This is a genomic window from Pseudomonas sp., from assembly GCF_050739995.1.
Classification (GTDB): domain Bacteria; phylum Pseudomonadota; class Gammaproteobacteria; order Pseudomonadales; family Pseudomonadaceae; genus Aquipseudomonas.
In genome coordinates this window covers 1-18,102 of record NZ_JBOICG010000587.1, presented here as the reverse complement: position 1 = coordinate 18,102, position 18,102 = coordinate 1, and the positions used below count along the sequence as shown (strand labels likewise).

The window sequence follows — 18,102 nt, the reverse complement described above, 5'->3', positions numbered from 1 at the left end:
CTCCAGCCCCAGGTAGCCTCGCGCGACCCCGACACCGCCGATGTGTAGCTGACCGCTGACACCCAGCGGCACCGGCCTGTCGCGCTCATCCAGCACATAGAGGCGGGTATTGCTGATAGCCCGCCCGATCGGCAACTGCAGGGCAGGCACCGGCGCACCGGGCTCCAGGGTCCAGATACAACTGTCTACCGTGGCTTCGGTAGGCCCATAGACGTTGTGCAATCGCACCTGGGGTAGGCGCGCCCGGACGGCGCGGGCCAAGGCTTCGGTCAGTTCGCCGCCGCCGCAAAAGACATCGGTGAGGCTGCTGCACAACGCTGACACTTCCAATTCGAGGAATTGCTGCAGCATGGCAGGTACAAATTGGATCACCGTAATGTGCTGCGCGCGAATCACTTGCGCCAGGTAAGCCGGTTCGCGATGGCCGTCAACCCGTGCCAGCACCAGGCGCATGCCATGGGTCAACGGCCAGAACAGCTCCCACACCGAGCCATCGAAACTGAACGGAGCCCTTTGCAGCAAGGCTCCACCTTCAGCGTCCGGGCACAACCGGGAAGCCCACTGCATCAGGTTGCACAGGCCACGATGCTCGACCATTACGCCTTTCGGCGTCCCCGTGGAGCCGGAGGTATACATCACATAGGCCAAGTTGGCGGCAGTCAGGCCAGGGACCAGGGGGTTGCCGGTCGGTGCCTGGCTCCAGGCACAACGGTCGAAGTCGATGACCGGGATCGAGACTTCACCCAGTAACTCACGCGTAGCTGCGTGTACCAGCAGTGCCACGGGTTGACTGTCTTTGAGCATGTAGGCCAGGCGCTCGCTCGGGAAGCCCGGGTCCAGCGGTACATAGGCACCCCCGGCCTTGAGAATCGCCAGCAAACCCACGACCAGCTCCAACCCGCGCTCGACGCACAACGCCACCCGCGAATCGGGTTGCACCCCACGCTCGCGCAGGTGGAAAGCCAACTGGTTGGCGCGCTCGTTGAGCTCGCGGTAGGTCAGTTGGCCTGCATCGGCCTGCACGGCAATGCCATGCGGGGTATGTCGCGCATGGGCTTCAAACAGCCCTTGCAGGGTGACGGTCGTGGGGTAGTCGATTTCACCAGGGTTGAAGTCCACCAACAGCTTGCGTAACTCGCCGGAGGGTAACACCGGCACCTCGCTCAGAAGCGTGTGCGGGGCTTGCTCAAGGGCGTCCACCAGCCCGTTCAACACGGTGTCGAGGTAGTCCAGCAAACGCTCGGCCCCCACCTCACGCGGCGCCATCGCCTTGAGACGAAAACCACTGGCGGTATCGTCCACGCTGATCATCAGCGGATAACTGACGATGTCTTCACTGCTGATCAAGGCGACGCCCGGCACCAGGTTAAAGTCCTTGTCGGCGCCTGTGTGCCGATAGTTGAGCAGGCTGTTGAACAGGGGTGTGGCGCTGCTGCACCGCTGCGCCAACGCCAGGGACGCTTGCTCGTGAACGAGCAAGGCGCTTAATTGAGCATGGGTGTCGCCCAACGCCTCAACCACGGTTTTGCCGGCCAAGCACGCCCGCAGCGGCAAGGTATTGATAAACATACCCAGTGCACGGTCTGCGCCCTCGCCCGCCTGCAAGCGGCCCAGCAGCACAGTACCGAACACAACGTCATCGCGCCCTGATACGCAGCCCAGCACATGGGCCCAGGCCAGGTGGAACAGGCTCGCGGCGCTCACGCCCATCACGCTGGCCTGTGCGCGCAAACGCCGGTTGAGGAGGTCAGTGACCGACCGTTCGAATGCTTCGATTTCATTGCGGTCCAGCTGATGTTCCTGCAAACCGAACGCCAGGGTCGGCTCGCTGACATCCGCCAGCCGCTCACGAAAGTACGCCTCGTGGGCGATCTGCTGCGCCGCGGAGCGACTCTGTGCCACTACGTTGCGATAAGGCACCGGCAGCGGAAGTTGCGCCTGTTGACCGAGCATGTGGGCGCGGATTTCGTTTGCCAGTACCGTCATGGAGGTGGCGTCATTGACCAGATGATGGAAGCGTAACCTCGCCACCCAGCGTTGCTGCTGCGGGTCTTCGGCGTACTCCAGGGCCATCAGCGGTGCCTGGCGCAAGTCGAGGGGTTCACAGGGTTCACGCAGCGGCTCGACGCGCAATGACGCATGGCGCCACACCACTTGCATGGGCTGTTCAAGGGCATCCCACACCAGGCTGGTGCGCAGGATATCGTGACGATCGATCACCTGTTGCAGGGCCTGGGCAAACGCGTCCAGTTGCTCGCGCCGGGCAAAACTGAACATCGCGTGTTGCTGGTACGGGTCGCGTTCGTCGGTAATGTGGTGGTAGAGCAAGCCTTCCTGCAACGGCGCCAGCGGGTAGATTTCCTGCACATTCGCCGCACCACCGGGAATGCCCGCGATGATCCGATCCAGGCTCGGCGGGTCCAGCTCGGCCAGGGCGAGCATGTCCGTGGTGATATGGGTACAACCCGTCGCAATTCGGTTGGCCGGCACCTCCCTGTCGCTGCCGGCACTGGCCGCCGCCAGCGCCGACAACGTTGGCTGGCCGAACAGCACCTGCACATCGGCCTGCAACCCGGCCTGGCGCATGCGTTGCACCAGTTGTACCGCCAGCAATGAATGCCCGCCCAGTTCGAAGAAGTGGTCGTGACGCCCGACCTGCTGCACCTGCAAGAGGTCAGCCCAGATCTGTGCCAACGTCGTCTCCACACCCGCGCGCGGCGCCTCGAACACACGAGTGATAAAGGCGGCCTGGGTCGGTGCCGGCAGGGCCTTGCGGTCGAGCTTGCCGTTGGCTGTCAGGGGTAAAACGTCGAGTTTCACGTAGGCCGCGGGCAGCATGTAATCCGGCAGCGAGACTTGCAGATGGGCACGTAGCATGTCGATGTCGACGTGATGCCGCTCGACGAACCACGCCAACAATTGCCCCTCGCGAAACAGCACCACGGCTTCTTGAACTGCCGAGTGAGTCGCCAGGGCCGACTCGATTTCCCCCAGTTCGATACGCACGCCTCGAATTTTCACCTGATCATCGTTGCGCCCCAGGTACTCCAGGTTGCCGTCGGGTAACCAACGCGCCAGGTCGCCGGTGCGATACAGACGACCGTCGCCGAACGGGTTATCAAGGAAGCGTTCGGCACTCAACTCGGGCCGGTTCAGATAGCCGCGCGCCACGCCTTTACCGCCGACGTACAGCTCCCCCGTGGCGCCGATGGGCACCTGGCGTTGTTGTTCATCCAGCAGGTACACGCTGGCATTGGTGATCGGCCCGCCGATATGCAACGGACCACCGACATCCACACGCCCGGAGGTAGCAACCACCGTGGCTTCGGTGGGGCCATAGTTGTTGATCACGTCGAAGGTTTGCGCCCGAGTGTATGAGCGCAGGCGGTCGCCGCCGATCAACAGGGTATGCAGGGTCGGGTGTTCCAGGCGCTGGCTGAAAGCGTACTCGGCGACCGGTGTCGGCAGGAAACACACATCCAGCGGCTGTGCGCGCCACCAGTCGAGCAGTGCATCGATGTCTTCGGCACCTTCATGGGCCGGTGGTAGATGCAGCGTCGCGCCCACGCACAGTGCCGGCCAGACTTCCCAGGCCATCGCATCAAAACCGAACCCGGCCACACTGGCGGTGTGGCTGCCAGCGTGAAGATTGAAGGCCTGGCAGTGCCAGTCCACCAGGTTGGACACCGTGTGATGCTCGACCATCACGCCCTTGGGCAATCCGGTGGAGCCGGAGGTGTAGATAACATAAGCGAGGCTCGACGGGCCGGCTGCGACACGCGGGCTCTCGCCCAAGTGCACTGCGGGTCGGTCCAGCAGCAGTACCGGCACCTCTGAGGCGGGCACCCGATGCAGCAGATCATGCTGGGTCAGCACCGCCACAGGCGCGCTGTCGTGCAGCAGGTAGTCCAGGCGTTCGGCGGGATGGGCAGGATCAACCGGCACATAGCAGGCGCCGGACTTGAGGATCGCCAGCAATCCCACCAACGTGTCCAGGCCACGCCGGGCCACAATTGCCACGCGATCATCCGGTTCCACACCGTGGGTCAACAGCTGATAGGCCAAGGCATTGGCCTGCTGATCGAGCTGCCGGTAAGTCAGTGGCTGCCCTCGGTAAATCGCCGCGATGGCATCGGGCGTACGCGCGACCTGGGCTTCGATGCGCCCGTGCAAGGTCTGCGGTACGGTGTTGGGTTGCGCGGTGGCATTCCACTGTTGCAGTTGCGCCTGCTCGGCCGGTGTCACCAGGGGAAACTCGGCCAGGGCCAACCCGGTGTTTTCCAGGCCCTGCTCCAGCAGCCAGGTGAAGCGCTGCGCCAACGCCTGCACCTCGTCGTGCTGGAAGTACGCTTCGTTATAGACGCAATGCAGGCACGCGGTGTCCTGGTAGCGGTTGCTGCGCAGGTGAATCGCAATCGGCAGCGGCTCGTGGTGGTTGGAGACCTTGATTGCACGAGCCTGGACATGGCCGTAGCGCAGGTCATGGTCGTCCTGCTCGAAGGATACCGACAGGTCGAACAACTGGCCGCGATCAGTGCGACGCAGGCCCAACTCGCGGTTCATCTCACTCAAGGGAAAGCGCTGGTGGCGAAAATCCTGTTTGAGCTGATCGCGCACACCACGCACCAGCGCACTGAACGGCAACTGCTCACTGAACTGAAAACGCACCGCGCTCACTTGGGTGAACAACCCCACGGTGGAACGAAAACGTGCGTTGGAGCGGTTGAGAATCGGCAGCCCTACCACCCACTCATCACGCTGATAGGTACGGGTGAAATACACGTACATCGCCGCCAGCAACACGTGAAACGCCGAGGCCTGGTAACGGTTGGCCACTTGCTCCATGCGGTTGAGCAGCGTCACCGGGAAGGGTTGCACCAGGGTATTGCTCGGCGCCAGGGCGTTCAGTTTGGGAGTGAGCAGCGGCTCGGGCAGCACCTTGTACTTGTCTAGCCAATACGCGCGGTCGCGGGCATAACGCGCGGATTGATGGTAGCGCAGGTCAGTGTCGATGAATTCGATATAGGACGGTGCGTCGGGTTCCGGTTGTCGCCCATGCTCCAGGGCGGTGTACAGGTGCGCCAGGGATTGCAGCATTTGGCCAAAGCCCCAGCCGTCGAGGATCAGGTGATGAGCCTGAGTACCGAGGCGGTAGTGATCGTCATCGAGCTTGACCAGGAAAAAGCGGAACAACGGCTCATCGGTCATGGCGTAGGGGCGGGCCATTTGCGTCTGCATCAGGGCCTGGGTCGCTGCCTTGGGGTCGGGCAACCCAGAGAAGTCATGCAGTGCCACCTCTGCCATCAAAGTAGCGGCGAAGGTTTGCCGGGGCAGGCCGCTCCCATCGCTGTGCAATTGGGTACGTAACGCATCGTGCTTGGCCACCAGCAGCTCGACGGCGCGTCGGATCAGGTCGGGCACCACGGGGCCTGCGAAATCGACATAACCGCCGATGTTGTACAGCGGCGAGTCGCCTGCCCGCAGTTGATCGAGCCAGATGTCTTGTTGGGCGGCGGTGAGGGGGAAGCTGGCCGGCAGGCTGTTGAGATGCTTCATAAGATCCTTCTCATGGGGGTCAGGCACTGGCCGCGCAAGGTGGCCCATTACGACGAATGCGCCGGATTGGAGCATGGGGCTAGGAGTGTGTCTGACACCCGAAACCCGGACACCCAAATGGACAGGAATGGGCCTGCCTGATGGTTCATTGCTGAATCGATTAAAGCGATGTAGGAGATTAGCTATATCTGGCCGATGTCAGATTTCTCAAAATTTTATTTAAAATTGATTTTCACATTAAAAATCAACTAGTTAACTAACTCTAAAAACCAAACTCTATTTTTCAAAGGCGGAATACACCGTCAGAAACGTCGAATTAGTGACACCGTTTTTATGGCAGGTTGTGTCCCTCGTTTCCGCTACATACGTAGGACAAATCCACGTGGCTAAATGAAGCCTCGAGCACCGACCCAGGTTCAAGGAGAACGGGAGGCCTGCACACGTACGGGCAACCGTTGACGGTTTTCGACATCAAGGATGAGATGGCTATGAGTCTGAATCGCAGTATTGGCAACACGCAAAGCCCGCATTTCTATGCTGAATTGGGTGAGTTGATTTCAAACAGCGGCCACCCGAGCTTCGCCGCCAACATGTTGCACCTGGTGGACAAATGGGTGCCCATTCACCTGGTGGACCTGAGTGAATGGACCCTCGATGAACTGCGCGACAGCGCGCTCGACATCAAATTGCTGGGCAGCGCCGGCCTGAAAAAAGACCTCTGTGCGCCCCAACCTTTGCGGCCCCTCAAAGACCACCCGCTGCTGCGAGAGATGCTGCGCATGCAAGACCCGCTGCTGATCCAGATGAAGGCCAAGGCCAGCAGCACCTGCCCGCTGGGCACCTCGCACCAGTGCAACCTGGTGTCTCGCCAGGGCAATCGACGCTGTGTGATTTCGTTCTATCGCCAAGCGACCCAACGTGGGTTTTCCCTGGCCGAACTGTCGTTCCTCAAGTGCCTGTCAGACACCCTGCTGCCACTGATGGAGCGGCACGCGCAACTCTTGCGCCAGACCTCTCATACAGAAGCTGAGCCGGTCCACAATCTGCTCGAACAATCACAGTTGCAACGTGAGTTCTACAAGCGTTTGTCCCTCAGTGAAATCACCCTCTCGGCGCGGGAGCAGGAAGTCTGTCTCGGCCTGCTGACCGGCGGCACCGTGCCGCAAATAGCGGAAAAACTCAGCGTGAAAAACAGCTCGATCGAAACCTATCTCAAGCGTGCCGCCGCCAAATTGGGCGTGAGTGGCCGCCATGGCCTGGCCAAATGGATGGTTGGCGCCTGATGAACAAATTGACGCTCACCACTGTCGGCATGGCTTGGCTGCTCGGCGGTTGCTCGCTGATTCCCGAGTACCAACGGCCACCTGCCCCTACGCCTGCACAGTACCCCCAAGGCGGTGTCTACAGCCTGGCCCAGGCCGGAACTCTGGCGGTGAAACCGGACTGGCAACAACTGTTCCATGACCCGGCCCTGCAACAGCTGATTGACGCTGCGCTGGTCAATAACCGTGACTTGCGGGTGGCGGCACTCAATGTGCAAGCGTTCCAGGCGCAGTACCGCATCCAGCGCGCGGACCTGTTCCCGGCGGTGTCCGCCAGCGGTGCCGGCAAACGTCAGAAACTGCCCGGCGACGTGACCGGCACCGGCAAGTCGGCGATCACCTCCAACTACTCCGCCACCTTGGGGTTGAGCGCCTACGAGCTGGATTTGTTCGGCCGTGTGCGCAGCCTCAGTGAACAGGCGATGCTGAACTACCTGGGCACCGAAGAGGCACGGCGCAGCGCGCAACTGAGCCTGGTGGCGAACGTCGCCAACGCTTACCTGACCTGGCGCGCCGACCAGGAACTGCTGGCCCTGGCCGAGCAAACCCTGGTTGCCAATGATCACAGCTGGCAGTTGACCAACCGCAGCAAAACCGCGGGCAAAGCTTCGGCGCTGGACGTGGTACAAGCGCGCACGGCGGTGGAAAGCACCCGCGCCAGCGTGGCCCGTTATGAACGCCAGGTTGCCCAGGACCTCAACAATCTCGCCTTGCTGGTGGGCGGCCCGGTGGATGAAAATCTGCCCGCCCGCCCATTGGCCGATGACTTGGTGGCACGCGTGCCGGCAGGGCTGCCGTCCGACCTGCTGCAACGTCGCCCGGATATCCTCCAGGCCGAATACCAGTTGCAAGCCGCCAACGCGAATATCGGTGCGGCGCGTGCCGCGTTCTTTCCGTCGATCACCCTCACCGCTAACGCCGGCAGCACCAGCAAGGACCTGTCGGGTTTGTTCAAGGGCGGCTCGGGCACCTGGACGTTCCAGCCGCAGATCAACCTGCCGATCTTCAACGCGGGCAGCCTGCGTGCCAGCCTCGACTACGCCAAATTGCAGAAAGACATCACCGTGGCGCAGTACGAAAAATCCATCCAGACCGCGTTCCAGGAAGTCGCCGATGGCCTCGCTGCACGCCAGACGTTCAACGATCAATTGGCCGCGCAACGGGATTTCGTCGCCGCCAACCAGGCTTATTACGACCTGGCTCAACACCGCTACCGCAGCGGCGTGGACAGCAACCTGACGTTCCTCGATGCGCAACGCTCGCTGTTCAGCTCACAGCAAGCGTTGATTGTGGATCGGCTGGCGCAACTGGTGGCGGAGGTGAACCTGTACACGGCACTGGGTGGCGCGTGGAGCGTCAACGCAAGCCAGACTGCCGCAAGCGATACTCCCCCGGCGTCACCTGGGCATAGCGAAGGAAAAACCGGCTGAAATACGCCGGGTCCTTGAACCCCAGCTGGTAGCAGATTTCATTCGCGGAGCTGCCGGTAAACAGCAAAAGGCGCTTGGCTTCCTGCATCAGGCGCTCCAGGACCAGGCGCTTGGACGGCAGGTCGGCCAGGCGTCGGCAGACCTCATTGAGGCGCGCTTCGGTGACACCAATTCCCTCGGCGTAACGTACCAGCGGCCAATGCTCCAGGTAGTGGGCCTCGATCAACTCGTTGAAGCGATGGAAGATGCGCAAGTCCTCATGTCGCGTCGGGCGTGCCGGCAGCGAGTGGGCGCACAAACGCAGCAGGCGGATCATGATCAGGCGGGTCAGGCTATCCAGGGCGGCCGCGCGCCCTGCCCGTTCGGCGTTGATCTCGCCACTCAATGCTTCAAAGAGCTGATCCAGCCCTTGGGCATCCTCCGTCAGGGTCACGCAGGCAGCGCCTGAGGCGAGGCTGGGATCGGCCTCCATCAACGTCCACACCAGTTGCTGGCGTACCGTCAGCACATGCCCGTCGGCGTCGGCCTCGGTGACAAAGGCGTGGGGCACCGTGGGTGGCGTGAGGAAAAACAGCGGCCCCGATTCGACGTATTGGCGGTCATCCAGATACACCCGCACCGCACCACTTTTCACGTAATGCACCTGGAAAAATCGGTCATGCCGATGCACGGGCATGTTGCGCCCGAAAAATCCCGCCAGGTTGCCGAGCTTGTCGTAATGCACCTCGGCGTCGCTGTAACGCTGGTCGTAGACCTGCCCGATATTGATATTGGGAATCGGCTTCACGCTGCTCACTTCTTGTTATTGGAGTGCCGCTGGATTTTGCCACGCTTGACGGTAGTTAACATATTAATTATAACGTTAACACATTAACGAACTGCCTATGCAGCAGTCGCCACCGCCAGGAGAAACGCATGAGCCGTACCCTGCATGATGTTGCCAGCGGCACCCTGTTCGGCGTTGCGCTGAACTACCAGGGCCTGCTGGACCAACATCTCGCCGCCTTCGAACAGGCGCCCTACCAGAAGCCGCCGACCAAGCCGGTGCTGTTTATCAAAACCCCAAATACGCGCAATGAGCATGGCGGTGTGGTGCTGCATCCTGAAGGAGAACGCCTGCAACCAGGGCCGGCGCTGGGTGTGGTCATCGGCCAGCGCGCCAGTCGCGTCAGCCTGGACAATGCCATGGCCCATGTGGCCGGTTATGTGGTGGTGAATGAATTCAGCCTGCCGGAAGACAGCTACTACCGCCCCGCCGTCAAAGCCAAATGCCGCGATGGGTTTTGCGCCTTGGGGCCGGCGCTTGTGCCACGGGATCAAGTCGCCAACCCCAATCAGTTGAGTCTCAAACTCTGGGTCAACGGCGAACTGCGCCAGGAAAACGCCACGTCCAACTGGGTACGGGACATTCCGCAATTGATCTCCGAGATCAGCGAGTTCATGACCCTGCACCCTGGCGACGTACTGATTACCGGCACCCCCGAAGGCCGTGTGGATGTGCAACCGGGTGACAAGGTTGAGGTTGAAATCAGCGGCGTGGGACGCCTGATCACTCATGTTCAAGCGGAGACTCAAGCATGAAGCACGCCCGTATCCGCTTTGAAGGTGAAGTCCACGCCGTGCAGGTCGAGGCCGACCATGCCGTGCGCCTGAGCGATGGCCGCCGGGTCGCGGAAGATCAGGTGGAATGGCTGCCGCCAGCCACCGGCAACATGTTCGCCCTCGGCCTGAACTACGCAGACCACGCCGCCGAGCTGGCATTCAAGCCACCGACCGAGCCCCTGGCCTTCATCAAGTCCATTGGCACCTACACCGGCCATCGCCAGACCACCTGGCGCCCGGACAACGTCGCCTACATGCACTACGAGTGCGAACTGGTGGCGGTGATCGGCAAGACCGCGCGCAACGTCAAACGCGCCGATGCGCTGGACTACCTGGCCGGCTACACGGTGTGCAACGACTACGCGATCCGCGACTACCTGGAAAACTACTACCGCCCCAACCTGCGCGTGAAAAACCGCGATGCCACCACGCCGGTCGGCCCGTGGATCGTCGATGTGGCCGACGTGCCCGACCCCAGCAACCTGACCCTGCGCACCTGGATCAACGGCGAACTGCGCCAGGAAGGCAGCACCCGCGACATGATTTTCGATATCCCCTACCTCATCGAATACCTGTCCAGCTTCATGACCCTGCAACCTGGCGACATGATCGCCACCGGCACACCCGAAGGCCTGGCCGACGTGGTGCCAGGGGATGAAGTGGTGGTGGAAGTCGAAGGCGTGGGTCGCCTGGTCAACCGAATTGTCAGCGAGGCGGACTTCTTCTCCGCCCGGAAAGAGGCGTGAGCAACATGATCAAACACTGGATCAACGGCCGCGAGGTCGAGAGCAAAGACACCTTCATCAACTACAACCCGGCCACCGGCGAGGCCATCGGCGAAGTCGCCAGCGGTGGTACTGAAGAGGTCGCTCAAGCTGTGGCGGCCGCCAAAGAGGCGTTCCCCAAGTGGGCCAACACCCCGGCCAAGGAGCGTGCCCGCTTGATGCGCAAGCTCGGAGAACTGATCGAGCAGAACGTGCCGCGCCTGGCCGAACTGGAAACCCTCGACACCGGCCTGCCGATCCACCAGACCAAGAACGTGCTGATCCCACGGGCTTCGCATAACTTCGATTTTTTCGCTGAAGTCTGCACCCGCATGGACGGCCACAGCTACCCGGTGGACGACCAGATGCTCAACTACACCCTGTATCAGCCGGTCGGCGTGTGCGGGTTGGTGTCGCCATGGAACGTGCCGTTCATGACGGCCACCTGGAAGACCGCGCCGTGTTTGGCCCTGGGTAATACGGCGGTGTTGAAGATGTCCGAACTGTCGCCGCTGACCGCCAACGAACTCGGGCGCCTGGCGGTGGAAGCCGGGATTCCCAACGGCGTGCTCAACGTGATCCAGGGCTACGGCGCCACGGCCGGCGACGCGCTGGTGCGCCACCCGGATGTGCGGGCGATTTCCTTTACCGGCGGCACCGCCACCGGCAAGAAAATCATGCAGACCGCCGGGCTGAAAAAGTACTCCATGGAACTGGGTGGCAAGTCACCGGTGTTGATCTTTGAAGATGCCGATCTGGAACGCGCCCTTGATGCAGCCCTGTTCACCATTTTTTCCCTGAACGGCGAGCGCTGCACCGCCGGCAGCCGAATCTTTATCCAGGAAAGCGTCTACCCGCAGTTCGTCGCCGAGTTCGCTGCCCGGGCCAAGCGCCTGATCGTCGGCGACCCGCAAGACCCGAAAACCCAGGTCGGTTCGATGATCACCCAGGCGCACTACGACAAGGTCACCGGCTACATCAAGATCGGTATTGAGGAAGGCGCCACCCTGCTCGCCGGAGGCCTGGAGCGCCCGGCCAACCTGCCTGCGCACTTGAGCAAAGGCCAGTTCATCCAGCCGACCGTGTTTGCCGATGTGAACAACAAAATGCGTATCGCACAGGAAGAAATCTTCGGCCCGGTGGTGTGCCTGATCCCGTTCAAGGACGAAGCCGAGGCGCTGCAACTGGCCAACGACACCGAATACGGCCTGGCCTCGTACATCTGGACCCAGGACATCGGCAAGGCCCATCGCCTGGCGCGCGGTATTGAAGCCGGCATGGTATTTATCAACAGCCAGAACGTACGTGACCTGCGCCAGCCATTCGGCGGGGTCAAAGGCTCCGGCACCGGGCGCGAAGGTGGCCAGTACAGCTTTGAAGTGTTTGCCGAGATCAAGAACGTGTGTATTTCCATGGGCAGCCACCACATCCCGCGCTGGGGTGTGTAGCTTGAGATAAGCATGCTTTCCTGTGGGAGCCGGGCTTGCCCGCGATGATATCGACTCGGTACACCTGAGACACCGCATCGCAGGCAAACCAGCTCCCACAGGGACCTCATTGGCCTTACAAGAATAATTATTCAGGAGAGTCATCATGGGCGAAGTGGTTCTGGCAGCGAAGATCTGCCACGTACCGTCGATGTACCTGTCGGAACTGCCCGGCAAACATCACGGCTGTCGCGAAGCGGCGATTGCAGGGCACAAGGAGATCGGCAGGCGCGCCCGTGAATTGGGCGCCGACACGGCGGTAGTGTTCGACGTGCACTGGCTGGTCAACAGCGGCTATCACGTCAACTGCGGCGAGCAGTTCCAGGGCACCTATACCAGCAACGAGCTGCCGCACTTCATCAAGAACATGGAGTACGCCTACCCCGGCTGCCCTGAACTGGGCGAATTGATCGCCGCCGAGGCCAACGAAGCCGGCGTGCGCAGCATGGCCCACAACATCCCGAGCCTGGAGCTGGAATACGGCACCCTCGTGCCCATGCGCTACATGCACATGGGTGTGCCGGAGGATGAAAAATTCAAGGTCATCTCCATCGCCGCCTGGTGCGCCTGGCATCGCCTGGAAGACAGCTTTGCCTTTGGCGCCGCCGTACGCCGGGCCATCGAGAAAAGTGATCGCAAGGTGCTGGTGCTGGCCTCCGGTTCCTTGTCGCACCGTTTCTCGGACGACCGCCAGGCCGAAGCGAATATCCATAACTGGACCCGCGAATTCGACAAGCAGGTGGACCTGCACGTGGTCGAGATGTGGAAGCAAGGCCGCTTCAAGGAGTTCTGCGCCATGCTGCCCGACTACGCCGAACACTGCTTCGGCGAAGGCAAGATGCACGACACCGCCATGCTCCTCGGCCTGCTCGGCGGGCCGGACCATGCCAAGCCTGCTGAAATCATCACGGCGCCGTTCGGCAGTTCGGGCACCGGCCAGATCAACGCGATTTTCCCGCTGTAACCCTGGGAGAAACCCATGCCGCACTTTATTGCCGAGTACACCGACAACATCGAACAACAGGCCGACCTGCCGGGCCTGTTTGAAAAGGTCCACCGCGTGCTGGGAGACAGTGGCGTGTTTCCCCTCGGCGGTATCCGTAGCCGTGGCGTGCGCCTGGACACTTGGCGCATGGCCGATGGCAAGCACGACTACGCCTTTGTACACATGACCCTCAAGGTCGGCCATGGCCGCGATCTGCCCACGCGCCAGGCGGTGGCCGAGAAGGTGTTCGCACTGATCACTGCGCACTTCGCCGAACTGCAGGCGCAACGCTTGCTGGCGCTGTCATTCGAGATGGTCGAGCTGCACCCGCAGCTCAACTTCAAGCAGAACAACGTGCATGCGTTTCTGAACAACCCGACGGGGTAAGCCCCGCCGTTCCTCTCACGGCCACTCAAACAAAAAGTACAACATCATGAGCACAGCCCATTCCACTGTCAGCCCCGCGCTGGCCGAGCACGACCGCACCCATCGTTTAGTCACCTGGCGCCTGATGCCGCTGTTGCTGGTGTGCTACCTGTTCGCCCACCTGGACCGTATCAACATCGGCTTCGCCAAGATGCAGATGAGCAGCGACCTGCACTTCAGCGACACGGTGTACGGCTTCGGCGCCGGGCTGTTCTTCATCGCCTATGCATTGTTCGGCGTGCCGAGCAACATGGCGCTGGACCGCGTCGGGCCGAGGCGCTGGATCGCCAGCCTGATGGTGGTGTGGGGCCTGTTGTCCACCGGCATGTTGTGGGTGGAGAGCGCCCGTGGTTTCTACGTGCTGCGCTTTCTGCTGGGGGTGGCCGAGGCTGGGTTCTTCCCTGGGATTCTGGTGTATCTCAACCGCTGGTACCCGGCGCGCCGCCGCGCCCAGGTCACCGCGTTGTTTGCGATTGCGGTGCCAATGGCCGGGGTACTGGGTGGGCCGATTTCCGGTGCCATCCTGGAAAACTTCCACAACGTAGGCAGCCTGCGCGGCTGGCAGTGGATGTTCCTGATCGAAGGCGCGCCAGTGGTGCTCCTCGGCCTGGTGGTACTCAAATGGCTGCCGGATGGTTTCGATTCGGTGAACTGGCTGACAGTCGAGCAAAAACAACAACTACGGGCCCAACTCAGCAGCGAAGAGCAACGCAAGACCATCACCTCGTTCGGCGGCATCCTGCGTGACCCGCAGGTTTGGCTACTGGTGGCGGTGTATTTCGCCGTGATGCTCGCGGTAAACACCCTGGCGTTCTGGATGCCCACCCTGATCCATGGCGCCGGCATCGGCCGCGACAGCCAGATCGGCCTGCTCAGCGCCGTGCCGTACCTGGCCGGCTGCTTCTTCATGATCGGTTGCGGGCGTTCCTCCGACCGCCATCGCGAACGTCGCTGGCACCTGTGTGTGCCACTGCTGATGGCCGCCGTCGGCATCGCCGTGGCAGGCCTGGCGCCAGGTAACCCATTGCTGGTGATGAGCGGGCTGGTGGTCGCCGGCATGGGCGCCAGCGCCGCCCTACCGATGTTCTGGCAGTTGCCACCGGCCTTTCTGTCCACCACCACCCAGGCTGCGGGCATCGCCATGATCAGCTCGTTCGGCAGCGTCGCCGCGTTCCTCGCGCCGTACCTGATCGGGTGGATGCGCGACGCCACCCAGAGCGCCAGCCTGGCCCTGTATGTACTCGCTCTGTTTATCGCCCTCGGCGGCCTGCTGGTGCTGCGCACCCATGCCGCCATCGTCAACCCACACTAGAGACCGTTGCCATGCTCGACTCCCAGCAAATCCTTGAGGCCGCCACCCGCCTGGACCGCGCCGAACGCAGCCGCGAACAGGTGCGCCAGTTTTCCCTCGACTACCCCGGCATCACGATCGACGACGCCTACGCCATCCAGCGCGCCTGGGTCGCGCAGAAAATCAAGGATGGACGCACCCTCAAGGGCCACAAGATCGGCCTGACCTCACGGGCCATGCAAGTGTCGTCGAACATCACCGAACCCGACTACGGTGCCCTGCTCGATGACATGTTTTTCGACGAAGGCAGCGACATCCCCTTCGAGCGCTTCATCGTGCCGCGGGTGGAAGTGGAGCTGGCATTCATCCTCGGCAAACCCCTCAAAGGCCCGAACTGCACGGTGTTCGATGTACTCGATGCCACCGAGTGGGTAATCCCGGCCCTGGAGATCATCGACGCGCGCATCCAACAAATCGACCCGCAAACCGCCGCGACCCGCAAGGTATTCGACACCATCTCCGACAACGCCGCGAATGCCGGTGTGGTGCTGGGTGGCCGCGCCGTGCGCCCCAACGACATCGACCTGCGCAAGGTGCCTGCGGTGTTGTATCGCAATGGCGTGATTGAGGAGTCCGGCGTGTCGGCGGCGGTGCTCAACCATCCGGCCAAGGGGGTGGCGTGGCTGGCCAACAAACTGGCGCCCTATGACGTCACGCTGTTGCCGGGGCAAGTGATCCTCGGTGGCTCCTTTACCCGGCCGGTGGCGGCCAACCCGGGTGATACCTTCCATGTCGACTACGACATGCTCGGGTCGATTGCCTGCCGCTTCGTCTGAACCCTGGAGGATTGTCATGCACATGCCCATCAACCGCTTCAAACAACGCTTGAGCAACGGCGACGTACAGATCGGCCTGTGGCTCGGCCTCGCCGACGCCTACTGCGCAGAACTGGCCGCCAACGCCGGTTTCGACTGGCTGCTGATCGACGGCGAACACGCACCCAACCTGCTGCAAGGCATGCTCGGCCAATTACAGGCTATCGCGCCCTACCCCAGCCAGGCATTGATTCGACCGGTGATCGGCGACAGCGCGTTGATCAAACAGCTACTGGATATCGGTGCCCAAACCTTGCTGGTGCCGATGGTGGAAAGTGCCGACCAGGCCCACGATCTGGTGCGCGCCATGCGGTATCCACCTGCAGGTATTCGTGGCGTCGGCAGTGCCTTGGCCCGTGCATCGCGCTGGAACAGCATTCCCGGTTACCTCGACCAGGCCGACGAGCAAATGTGCCTGCTGGTGCAGATCGAAAACCGCGAGGGCCTGGCGAACCTGGACGCGATTGCCGCCGTCGACGGGGTGGACGGTGTGTTCATCGGGCCGGCAGATTTGAGTGCGTCCATGGGGCATCGTGGCAATCCGGGGCACCCTGAGGTGCAAGCGGCGATTGAGGATGCCATCGTGCGCATCGTTCAGGCAGGTAAAGCAGCGGGGATTCTCAGTGCCGATGAAAGCCTGGCGCGACGCTATATCGAACTGGGTGCAACGTTTGTGGCAGTGGGGGTGGACACCACGGTGTTGATGCGTGGGTTGCAGGCGTTGGCCGGAAAATTCAAAGGCGCGCCTGTGGCCGCAGAGGTAGGCGCAGTGTACTGAGACCACCTGTGGGAGCTGGTCTGCTGAGTACATATCCATTATTTGGGTAACGGCGGCCAGCGTGGTTAATGGGGCGCCTGAGATCAAAAGCAAAAGCACGGCGGCCTGAAAGCCGACCTGAGTGGTGTGGATCAAGAGCCGGATCAAAAGCGATAGATGTTTTCCTGATGTATGGAGATTAAAAATGTGGGAGCGGGCTTGCTCGCGAATGCGGTGTGCCAGTCTCCATATGTATCAACTGACACGCACTCTTCGCGAGCAAGTCGAATCGTCGCACCGCCGCTCCCACATTTTTTGACCGCGTTTGATCTACACCACTCAGGTCGGCTTTAAGGCCGCAACATCGCTTCCGGTTTCGACCGCATTTAGCGGGTGCGTGCCTCGCTGGGAGTCATTCCAAAGCGTCCCTTGAAGGCGCGGGCGAAATGCGCCTGGCTGGAGAATCCGTGTCGATAGGCTATCTCGGCGATGTCCAGGCGGCTTCCGCGGGGCGAGGCGAGTAACTGGCGAGCGCGCTCAAGGCGCTTCTCTTGCAAGTAACGACTGGGCGCCCCGCCCTCCTGGGCGAACAACCGCGCCAAGTGCCGGCTGGAGATGCCGGCGGCGGCGGCCACTTGCTCACAAGTCAGCGATGGGTCGTCGAGGTGTTCCTGGATGTGTTGCTTGGCTGCCAGCAGGTAGGAAGCGCTCAGCGCACTGGCCCGATGCTCGCCGGTGTGGTCACTAATGATGCTCGCCAGCAGGTTGTAAGCCTCTTCCTGGAAGCGTCCTGCGCCGTCCTCCCGAGGAGCGTCGAAAAATCCCTGGGTGCGCTCGCCGAGGGAGCGCACCAGCAGGCGCTGAACCGCGGTCTCGGCGCCGATCTTCAGCGGCCCTTTGAGGTCGCGCAAACAGCGCTCGGCGAAGTCATCCTGGGGAATGTCGAAGATGAGCTGGCGCATCGGTCCCGAAAAGCCGAATACGTAGGGTTTGTCGGTCCGGTAGATCACCAGCTCGCCCGGCTGCAGCAGGTTGCAGCCGTTGTCCTGATAGAAGAACGATTGGTTGCCCAGGACCAGGGACACGAAGATCGACTCCTTGGGGGCCGCACGGACCATCGAGCGGTCGCGCTCCACCACGTGTTCGTTGCCGCCGATGCTGGCCACCCGTAGGCGCTCGAGGCACAAGTTGTCCTGGGTCGCGGTGAAGCCGAATTGGGAATACGACGAACATTTCAGGCCAACCAGGATGGACGAGTTGTAGTTCTCCCAGAACTCCAGGCGCTGTTCCAAGGGGGTGTCCTGGGTGCTGGCCCGTCGGATTTCGAGCAAGGCATTTGCGGTCATTTTTATTCTTCTCGTTGAACGCTACGTGGACCTCCCGGATTTCAGGCAAGGCGTCCGGGTCAAGCCGCCGACGTTTCTCGATCGGCAGGAATGATGGGTGGCGTACGAACATTAATATCTTAATCAAGGTCGCCGTCAATCGCCTGCATGATCGACGGCAGGGAGCTGCGGCGCTCCCGTACCAGCGATGTCCGAAAAAGGTAAGCATCCCGGCCGCCAGGGTCAAACCCGCTCATCGGGTCCTCGTTATATTCGACTCAC

At 61.8% G+C, this 18,102-nt stretch carries 13 protein-coding genes; 10 read left to right on the top strand and 3 right to left on the bottom strand.

The annotated features are described in order from the left end of the window. The coding region (locus tag ACRESD_RS19565) for an amino acid adenylation domain-containing protein (protein ID WP_431752408.1) at positions 1-5,556 on the bottom strand (5,556 nt) is incomplete at its 3' end. 488 nt (positions 5,557-6,044) lie between these two features. Here ACRESD_RS19565 and ACRESD_RS19560 point away from each other — a divergent pair. Beyond that, positions 6,045-6,839, top strand: coding sequence for a helix-turn-helix transcriptional regulator (locus ACRESD_RS19560; RefSeq protein ID WP_431752407.1), 795 nt, complete (start codon positions 6,045-6,047; stop codon positions 6,837-6,839). Beyond that, positions 6,839-8,308: an efflux transporter outer membrane subunit gene (locus tag ACRESD_RS19555; protein WP_431752406.1), complete on the top strand. Its 1,470-nt coding sequence runs from the start codon at positions 6,839-6,841 to the stop codon at positions 8,306-8,308. Before ACRESD_RS19560 ends, ACRESD_RS19555 begins: the two co-directional genes overlap by 1 nt. Here ACRESD_RS19555 and hpaA read toward each other — a convergent pair. After that, the gene (gene hpaA / locus ACRESD_RS19550; protein ID WP_431752405.1) at positions 8,235-9,104 is read right to left on the bottom strand and encodes a 4-hydroxyphenylacetate catabolism regulatory protein HpaA; all 870 of its coding nucleotides are present in this window, start codon (positions 9,102-9,104) and stop codon (positions 8,235-8,237) included. The two genes, ACRESD_RS19555 and hpaA, sit on opposite strands and share 74 nt — an antisense overlap. A gap of 119 nt (positions 9,105-9,223) precedes the next feature. On the opposite strand from hpaA, the gene ACRESD_RS19545 reads away from it, so the two are divergent. The 8 genes from ACRESD_RS19545 to hpaI all read left to right on the top strand — a co-directional run bounded on the left by ACRESD_RS19545 (position 9,224) and on the right by hpaI (position 16,516). After that, positions 9,224-9,889, top strand: a complete 666-nt coding sequence (locus tag ACRESD_RS19545) for a fumarylacetoacetate hydrolase family protein (protein WP_431752404.1) — start codon at positions 9,224-9,226, stop codon at positions 9,887-9,889. Further along, a complete protein-coding gene (locus ACRESD_RS19540; protein WP_431752403.1) occupies positions 9,886-10,656 on the top strand; it encodes a fumarylacetoacetate hydrolase family protein in 771 nt (256 codons plus the stop codon). The genes ACRESD_RS19545 and ACRESD_RS19540 overlap by 4 nt, the downstream gene beginning before the upstream one ends. A 5-nt stretch (positions 10,657-10,661) precedes the next feature. After that, entirely contained in the window at positions 10,662-12,122 is a 1,461-nt protein-coding gene (gene hpaE, locus ACRESD_RS19535) for a 5-carboxymethyl-2-hydroxymuconate semialdehyde dehydrogenase (protein ID WP_431752409.1), read from the top strand. Positions 12,123-12,267: 145 nt separating this feature from the next. Next, a complete protein-coding gene (gene hpaD / locus ACRESD_RS19530) occupies positions 12,268-13,125 on the top strand; it encodes a 3,4-dihydroxyphenylacetate 2,3-dioxygenase (RefSeq protein ID WP_431752402.1) in 858 nt (285 codons plus the stop codon). A 15-nt stretch (positions 13,126-13,140) separates the two neighbouring features. Then, positions 13,141-13,533 carry a 5-carboxymethyl-2-hydroxymuconate isomerase gene (locus ACRESD_RS19525; RefSeq protein WP_431752401.1) on the top strand — a complete coding sequence of 131 codons (393 nt, stop codon included), beginning with the start codon at positions 13,141-13,143 and terminating at the stop codon, positions 13,531-13,533. A 46-nt stretch (positions 13,534-13,579) separates the two neighbouring features. Beyond that, positions 13,580-14,884, top strand: coding sequence for an MFS transporter (locus ACRESD_RS19520; RefSeq protein WP_431752400.1), 1,305 nt, complete (start codon positions 13,580-13,582; stop codon positions 14,882-14,884). A gap of 11 nt (positions 14,885-14,895) precedes the next feature. After that, a complete protein-coding gene (hpaH, locus tag ACRESD_RS19515) occupies positions 14,896-15,699 on the top strand; it encodes a 2-oxo-hept-4-ene-1,7-dioate hydratase (protein WP_431752399.1) in 804 nt (267 codons plus the stop codon). A gap of 16 nt (positions 15,700-15,715) precedes the next feature. Further along, positions 15,716-16,516 carry a 4-hydroxy-2-oxoheptanedioate aldolase gene (gene hpaI / locus ACRESD_RS19510; protein ID WP_431752398.1) on the top strand — a complete coding sequence of 267 codons (801 nt, stop codon included), beginning with the start codon at positions 15,716-15,718 and terminating at the stop codon, positions 16,514-16,516. A gap of 365 nt (positions 16,517-16,881) precedes the next feature. Here the strand turns inward: hpaI and ACRESD_RS19505 are convergent, their stop codons facing one another. Beyond that, on the bottom strand, positions 16,882-17,841 hold the full coding sequence (locus ACRESD_RS19505) for a helix-turn-helix domain-containing protein (RefSeq protein WP_431752397.1): 960 nt from the start codon (positions 17,839-17,841) through the stop codon (positions 16,882-16,884). Between the last annotated feature and the right edge of the window lie 261 nt (positions 17,842-18,102).

Coding starts and splice junctions, on each gene's coding strand:
- hpaH (WP_431752399.1), top strand. CDS start 14,896: ATGCTCGACTCCCAGCAAATCCTTGAGGCCGCCACCCGCCTGGACCGC.
- ACRESD_RS19520 (WP_431752400.1), top strand. CDS start 13,580: ATGAGCACAGCCCATTCCACTGTCAGCCCCGCGCTGGCCGAGCACGAC.
- ACRESD_RS19555 (WP_431752406.1), top strand. CDS start 6,839: ATGAACAAATTGACGCTCACCACTGTCGGCATGGCTTGGCTGCTCGGC.
- ACRESD_RS19525 (WP_431752401.1), top strand. CDS start 13,141: ATGCCGCACTTTATTGCCGAGTACACCGACAACATCGAACAACAGGCC.
- ACRESD_RS19545 (WP_431752404.1), top strand. CDS start 9,224: ATGAGCCGTACCCTGCATGATGTTGCCAGCGGCACCCTGTTCGGCGTT.
- ACRESD_RS19540 (WP_431752403.1), top strand. CDS start 9,886: ATGAAGCACGCCCGTATCCGCTTTGAAGGTGAAGTCCACGCCGTGCAG.
- hpaD (WP_431752402.1), top strand. CDS start 12,268: ATGGGCGAAGTGGTTCTGGCAGCGAAGATCTGCCACGTACCGTCGATG.
- ACRESD_RS19505 (WP_431752397.1), bottom strand. CDS start 17,841: ATGACCGCAAATGCCTTGCTCGAAATCCGACGGGCCAGCACCCAGGAC.
- hpaI (WP_431752398.1), top strand. CDS start 15,716: ATGCACATGCCCATCAACCGCTTCAAACAACGCTTGAGCAACGGCGAC.
- ACRESD_RS19560 (WP_431752407.1), top strand. CDS start 6,045: ATGAGTCTGAATCGCAGTATTGGCAACACGCAAAGCCCGCATTTCTAT.
- hpaE (WP_431752409.1), top strand. CDS start 10,662: ATGATCAAACACTGGATCAACGGCCGCGAGGTCGAGAGCAAAGACACC.